The following is a 5,283-nucleotide window of genomic DNA, read 5'->3' as shown; positions in this document are numbered from 1 at the left end:
GGTCTTTGCTGAACAGTTACCAGACCGAACGCAAGCCGCTGGCACAGCGCAACACCGCTTATGCGCGCAGCTTCGCCGACTCGGTCGGTCTGTTCGTTGCCACGCCGGTGCTGGAAGAAGATTCGCCCGCCGGGCAGGCGACACGCGAGGTGGCGTCCACGCACCTGAACGCCCACGTGCGGCAGGAATTCAACATACCGGGCATCACCTTCGGTGGCCGCTACGACGGTTCGCCCATCGTCGTGCCCGACGGCAGCACACCGCCCCCCGACGAAGCCAACCACTATCAGCCCAGCGCCTGCCCCGGCGGGCGCCCCCCGCACGCCTGGCTGGCCGATGGGCGGTCGCTGTACGACAGTCTCGGTTTTGAATGGAGCTTGCTCGTGCTCGGCCCGCAGGCACACACCGAAAGTGTGGCGGCCTTTGTGGCTGCGGCGCAGCAGGCTGGCCTGGACCTGTGCGTGGTGCGCCATGCCGCGCCCGCGCTGCTAGACCTGTACCAGGCGCCGCTGGTGCTGATACGGCCCGACCAGATCGTCGCCTGGCGGGGCCAACGGGCCGACAGCGCCGCTTCGGTGCTGGCCCAGGCGACCGGCCATCCGCTGGTGGCGCAAGTAGAACCCGCCTGAGCCCACGCCCACCGGACCTCGGACGCGTTGGCCCGGTGCGCCCTTAAACGCCGGGCCGCACCCCATCGAACGCATCCTGCAGCAGTTGCCGTATCGCCGCCCGCTCCAGCGGACGCGGATTCGGGTACTGGTTTTGCATGGCGATGTCGCAGGCCTGGTCCAGATCGGCGGCCTGCATGCCGATGTGTTTCAGCGCCACCGGTGCTCCGTTGTTCTGCGCCAGGTCGAACACCGCTTGCGCAGCACTCGTGCCACCCAGTGCTTCGGCGATGCGGCACATGGCCAACGGCGCCGCCGCCGCGTTGTACGCCAAGGCGTGTGGCAACACGATGGTGTGGGTCTCGGCGTGCGGCAGGTTGAAGCTGCCACCCAGTGTGTGGCACAGCTTGTGGTGCAAGGCCATGCCCACATGGCCCAGCACCGTGCCGCACAACCAGGCGCCGTACAAGGCGTCGCTGCGGGCCTCAAGATCGTCCGCCGCCCGCTGGATGACCGGCAGCGCACGCCCAATGGCGGCAATGCCCTCCTTGGCCATCAAGTCCATGATGGGATTGCCGTCGCTGGCGTACAGACCTTCGGCGGCGTGCGCAATGGCATTGATGCCGCTGGTCACGCTCATGCCCACCGGCAAGGCCAAGGTGAGTTCGGGGTCGTAGATCACGCAGCGCGGCAATACGCGGGCATCTTTGCCGGTTTTTTTCAAACCGCCTTCGGTGATGCCATAGATCGGTGTCATCTCCGAACCCGCGTAGGTGGTGGGAATCGCCAGTATCGGCAAGCCGGCCTCCAGCGCGATCGCCTTGCCCAGCCCGGTGGTGGAGCCGCCGCCGATGGCCACCGCGCAATCCGCGCCGAGTTGTTGCGCCAGGGCCCGGGCTTCGCGGGCGGTTTCCATCGGCACGTGCATGACGGCGCGGTCAAACAGTCCGGCGGCACGCGGCCCCAACAGGTCCGCGATCATTTCGGCCGAACCACGCTGCTGGGGCGTGCACAACACCAGCGCCTTGCGCGCGCCCATGGCGTCGATCTCTCGAACCAGGTGCTGCAGACTGCCGGCGCCAAACACCACACGGGCGGCCTGCCCGCTGTAGACAAAATTTTTCATGGAGCTATGCCCCCATATCGGTTGCCAGGCCCGCGCTGCGCTCGACCGTCTGGATGATCGCGGCGTAGTCGTCCAGCGCATGGCCCTGCGCCACGGCGGTCTGCATGAGCTGCTGCGTGAGCAGGGTCTGGGGCAAAGGCACCTGGTGGTCGGCGCCCGCGTCCAGAATGAGCGAGAGGTCTTTGATCATTTGCGCCACCGTGAAGGTGGGCGTGAAGTCGCGCTGCGACAGCTGTGCCGATTTCGCTTTCACGATCGGTGAAGCCACGGCGCTGGCGCCCAGCACCTGCCACATGGCTTGCCAGTCCAGACCGCCCTTGCGGCCCAGGGTCAGTGCCTCGGCCAGCATGGCGCTGGTCTGGGCGATCATGAGGTTGACCACCAGCTTCATCAGGCGCGCCTCTTCCTGCGGGCCCAGGTAAAACTGGTGTGGCCCCAGCCGTTGCAACAAGGGCAACACGGTGTCATACGCCGCGCGCGGACCCGAAGCCAGCACCGTCAGCTGCGCGGCCTGCGCCATGGCGTTGTTGCCCGACACCGTGGTGCGCAGGCAGGCCGCGCCATGCGCCTCCCAGATGCGCGCCGCCTCGGCCGAAGCCCGCAAGGACACGGTGCTGGTGTCCACGTAGACCGCGCCGGTCTGCGCATGTTGCGCAAAGTCCTGCGCCACGGCGAGCAGAGCCGCGTCGTGTGGCAAGGAGGAAAACACCACGGTGGCCGCCGCCACGGCCGCCGCTGGGTCGTCGACCACATCCAAGCCTTGATCCGACGCCTGCGCTGCCTGAACGGCACTGGCATCGCTGACCGTGACGGTGTGTCCGCCCGCCAGCAAATGGCTGGCCATGGGCAGGCCCATCTTGCCCACGCCGATGAAATGGATGTTCATGGCGTGGACCTGCCGGTTTGCTCGGGTGCGTGTTGCGCCGCGCGAGTGGGCTGCGCCGTTGGGTGGCTCATCGCTGTCTCCTGGTGTCAAGCTCGGCTGCCAATATGCCGCAGCAAGCGGTGCACTTCAAGAAACACGGCGGAAATCAGTTTTCCCCGCCAGGAAGAAAAGCCCAAGACGCTCTTGGAGAAGCGGAATTTTCGTCGCACGCGCGCAGGCGCCTAGCCTGCGTTCAAATCAAACCCGCTCAAGCACCACCGCGATACCCTGCCCCACGCCAATGCACATGGTGCACAAAGCGTAGCGGCCACCGCTGCGGTGCAACTGGTTGACCGCTGTCGTCACCAGGCGCGCGCCGGAGGCGCCGAGCGGATGGCCCAGCGCGATCGCGCCGCCGTTGGGATTGACCCGTGCATCGTCGTCGGGCAGACCCAGCATGCGCAACACCGCCAGGCCTTGCGCAGCGAAAGCTTCGTTGAGTTCGATCACATCCATCTGGGCCAGGCTCAGGCCCGTGAGGGCCAGCACTTTTTGCGTGGCTGGCGCCGGACCAATGCCCATGATGCGCGGCGGCACACCCGCCGTGGCCATGCCCACGATGCGTGCGCGGGGCGTCAAGCCATTCTGTTTGGCCGCTTCTTCGTTGGCGATCAGCAGCGCGCAAGCGCCGTCGTTCACACCCGAGGCATTGCCGGCGGTGACGCTGCCATCGGGACGCACCGCACCCTTGAGCTTGGCCAGCGCCTCCAAAGAGGTTTCGCGCGGATGCTCGTCCTTGCTCACCACGATGGCATCGCCCTTTTTCTGCGGGATCGTCACCGGCGTGATTTCGGCGTCAAAAAACCCGGCCTTTTGCGCCGCCACCGCCTTGAGCTGCGACGCCAGCGCCATCTTGTCCTGGTCTTCGCGGCTGATCTTGAACTCGGCCGCCACGTTCTCTGCGGTTTCGGGCATCGCGTCCACGCCGTACAACTCTTTCATGCGCTTGTTGACAAAGCGCCAGCCGATGGTGGTGTCGTACATCTGTGCCGCGCGGCTGAAAGCGCTCTCGGCCTTGGCCATCACAAAGGGCGCGCGGCTCATGCTCTCGACCCCGCCTGCGATCATCAGACTGGCCTCCCCGGCCTTGATGGCGCGCGCGGCCGTGCCCACCGCGTCCATGCCGGAGCCGCACAGGCGGTTGATGGTGGTGCCGGGCAACTCCATCGGCAGGCCCGCCAGCAGGGTGGCCATGTGCGCGACGTTGCGGTTGTCTTCACCGGCCTGGTTGACGCAACCGTAGATCACATCGGTCACCGCCAACCAGTCCACGTTCGGGTTGCGCGCCATCAAGGCCTGCAGCGGCACGGCCGCCAGATCGTCGGTGCGCACACCGCTCAAGGCGCCGCCGTAGCGGCCAAAAGGGGTGCGGATGCCGTCGCAAATGAAAGCTTGTGGGTTCATGTGGATTCTCTTGCCCGTGCGCAGCCGAGCTGTCGAAGTGCGCGCACGGAAGGGGTGGAAAAGGCCTCGACAGGTTCGGCCAGTACAAAAAGTGTCGTCAACAAAAGAAGATCAGGCGCTCGCGATGGGCAGACCCACCAAGCGCTCCAGTTCGCCCAAGTCCATGCCCTCGACCAGATCGATCAAGCGCAGTCCCTGGGGTGTGCAAGCCAGTGTGGCGAGGTCGGAATAAATGCGCTTGACACAAGCAATGCCGGTCAGCGGGTAGGTGCAGCGCTCGACCACCTTGCTCACACCCTGCTTGGTCAACAAATCCATCATCACCCAAGTTTGCTTGGCGCCAATGGCCAGATCCATCGCCCCACCAACCGCCGGAATGGCACCGGGTTCACCGGTGCTCCAGTTGGCGAGATCACCGGTGACCGAAACCTGGAACGCACCGAGCACGCAGATGTCCAGATGCCCGCCGCGCATCATGGAAAAACTGTCGGCATGGTGAAAATAGGCGCCGCCCTTGAGCAGCGTGACCGGCTGCTTGCCGGCGTTGATGAGGTCAAAATCTTCGCCGCCCGCTTCCGGCGCTGGGCCCATGCCCAAAATGCCGTTTTCGCTTTGCAGCACCACCTCGGTACCAGCGGGCAAGTGATTGGCCACACGCGTGGGCATGCCGATGCCAAGATTGACATAGGCGCCGTCGTGGATGTCCCGGGCGACACGCGCGGCGAGTTGGTCTTTGCTGCGTTGGAGGTAGTTCATGTTCATGCCTTGAAGCCGCCCGCCTGGGTGGCGACGCGGTCGATCTTCACGATCTTCTGCACATAGATGCCGGGCGTGACCACGTGCTCGGGGTCCAGCTCGCCGAGTTCCACCAACTCGTGCACGCTGGCCACTGTGTGCTTGGCCGCAGTGGCCATGACCGGCCCGAAATTGCGCGCAGCTTTGCGATAAACCAGATTGCCCCAGCGGTCACCGCGCTCGGCCTTGATCAAAGCCAGGTCGCCAAAAATCGGCATTTCGAGCACATAGTGTTTGCCACCAATCTCCCGCGTCTCTTTCCCTTTGGCCAACTCGGTGCCGAAACCCGTGGGCGAGAAAAATGCACCAATGCCCGCACCTGCCGCGCGCAAGCGCTCGGCCAGGTTGCCTTGCGGCACCAGTTCCAACTCCAGCCGGCCGCTGCGGTACAAGGCGTCGAACACCTGGCTATCGGCCTGGCGCGG

General features: G+C 65.5%; 5 protein-coding genes and 1 pseudogene. 1 reads left to right on the top strand and 5 read right to left on the bottom strand.

The features are described from left to right. Nucleotides 1–629, top strand: a pseudogene (locus ABYB95_RS16445) (hypothetical protein); the annotation flags it as partial. A gap of 43 nt (nt 630–672) precedes the next feature. On the opposite strand, the gene ABYB95_RS16440 reads toward ABYB95_RS16445, so the two are convergent. The 5 genes from ABYB95_RS16440 to ABYB95_RS16420 all read right to left on the bottom strand — a co-directional run. Then, nucleotides 673–1,734 carry a maleylacetate reductase gene (locus tag ABYB95_RS16440; protein ID WP_372659635.1) on the bottom strand — a complete coding sequence of 354 codons (1,062 nt, stop codon included), beginning with the start codon at nt 1,732–1,734 and terminating at the stop codon, nt 673–675. A 4-nt stretch (nt 1,735–1,738) separates the two neighbouring features. Next, a complete protein-coding gene (locus ABYB95_RS16435; protein ID WP_372659634.1) occupies nt 1,739–2,620 on the bottom strand; it encodes an NAD(P)-dependent oxidoreductase in 882 nt (293 codons plus the stop codon). Between the two features lie 237 nt (nt 2,621–2,857). Then, a complete protein-coding gene (pcaF, locus tag ABYB95_RS16430) occupies nt 2,858–4,063 on the bottom strand; it encodes a 3-oxoadipyl-CoA thiolase (protein ID WP_372659633.1) in 1,206 nt (401 codons plus the stop codon). 111 nt (nt 4,064–4,174) lie between these two features. After that, a complete protein-coding gene (locus ABYB95_RS16425; RefSeq protein WP_372659632.1) occupies nt 4,175–4,825 on the bottom strand; it encodes a 3-oxoacid CoA-transferase subunit B in 651 nt (216 codons plus the stop codon). Further along, nucleotides 4,822–5,283, bottom strand: a 462-nt coding sequence (locus ABYB95_RS16420; protein WP_372659631.1) for a 3-oxoacid CoA-transferase subunit A, incomplete at its 5' end; no start/stop codon positions are given. The genes ABYB95_RS16420 and ABYB95_RS16425, both read right to left, overlap by 4 nt.

It is taken from the genome of Hydrogenophaga sp. (assembly GCF_041633695.1).
GTDB lineage: Bacteria > Pseudomonadota > Gammaproteobacteria > Burkholderiales > Burkholderiaceae_C > Hydrogenophaga.
The sequence above is the reverse complement of the archived record's forward strand: the minus strand, read 5'-3'. Positions and strand labels throughout refer to the sequence as shown.

Coding starts and splice junctions, on each gene's coding strand:
- ABYB95_RS16425 (WP_372659632.1), bottom strand. CDS start 4,825: ATGAACATGAACTACCTCCAACGCAGCAAAGACCAACTCGCCGCGCGT.
- pcaF (WP_372659633.1), bottom strand. CDS start 4,063: ATGAACCCACAAGCTTTCATTTGCGACGGCATCCGCACCCCTTTTGGC.
- ABYB95_RS16435 (WP_372659634.1), bottom strand. CDS start 2,620: ATGAACATCCATTTCATCGGCGTGGGCAAGATGGGCCTGCCCATGGCC.
- ABYB95_RS16440 (WP_372659635.1), bottom strand. CDS start 1,734: ATGAAAAATTTTGTCTACAGCGGGCAGGCCGCCCGTGTGGTGTTTGGC.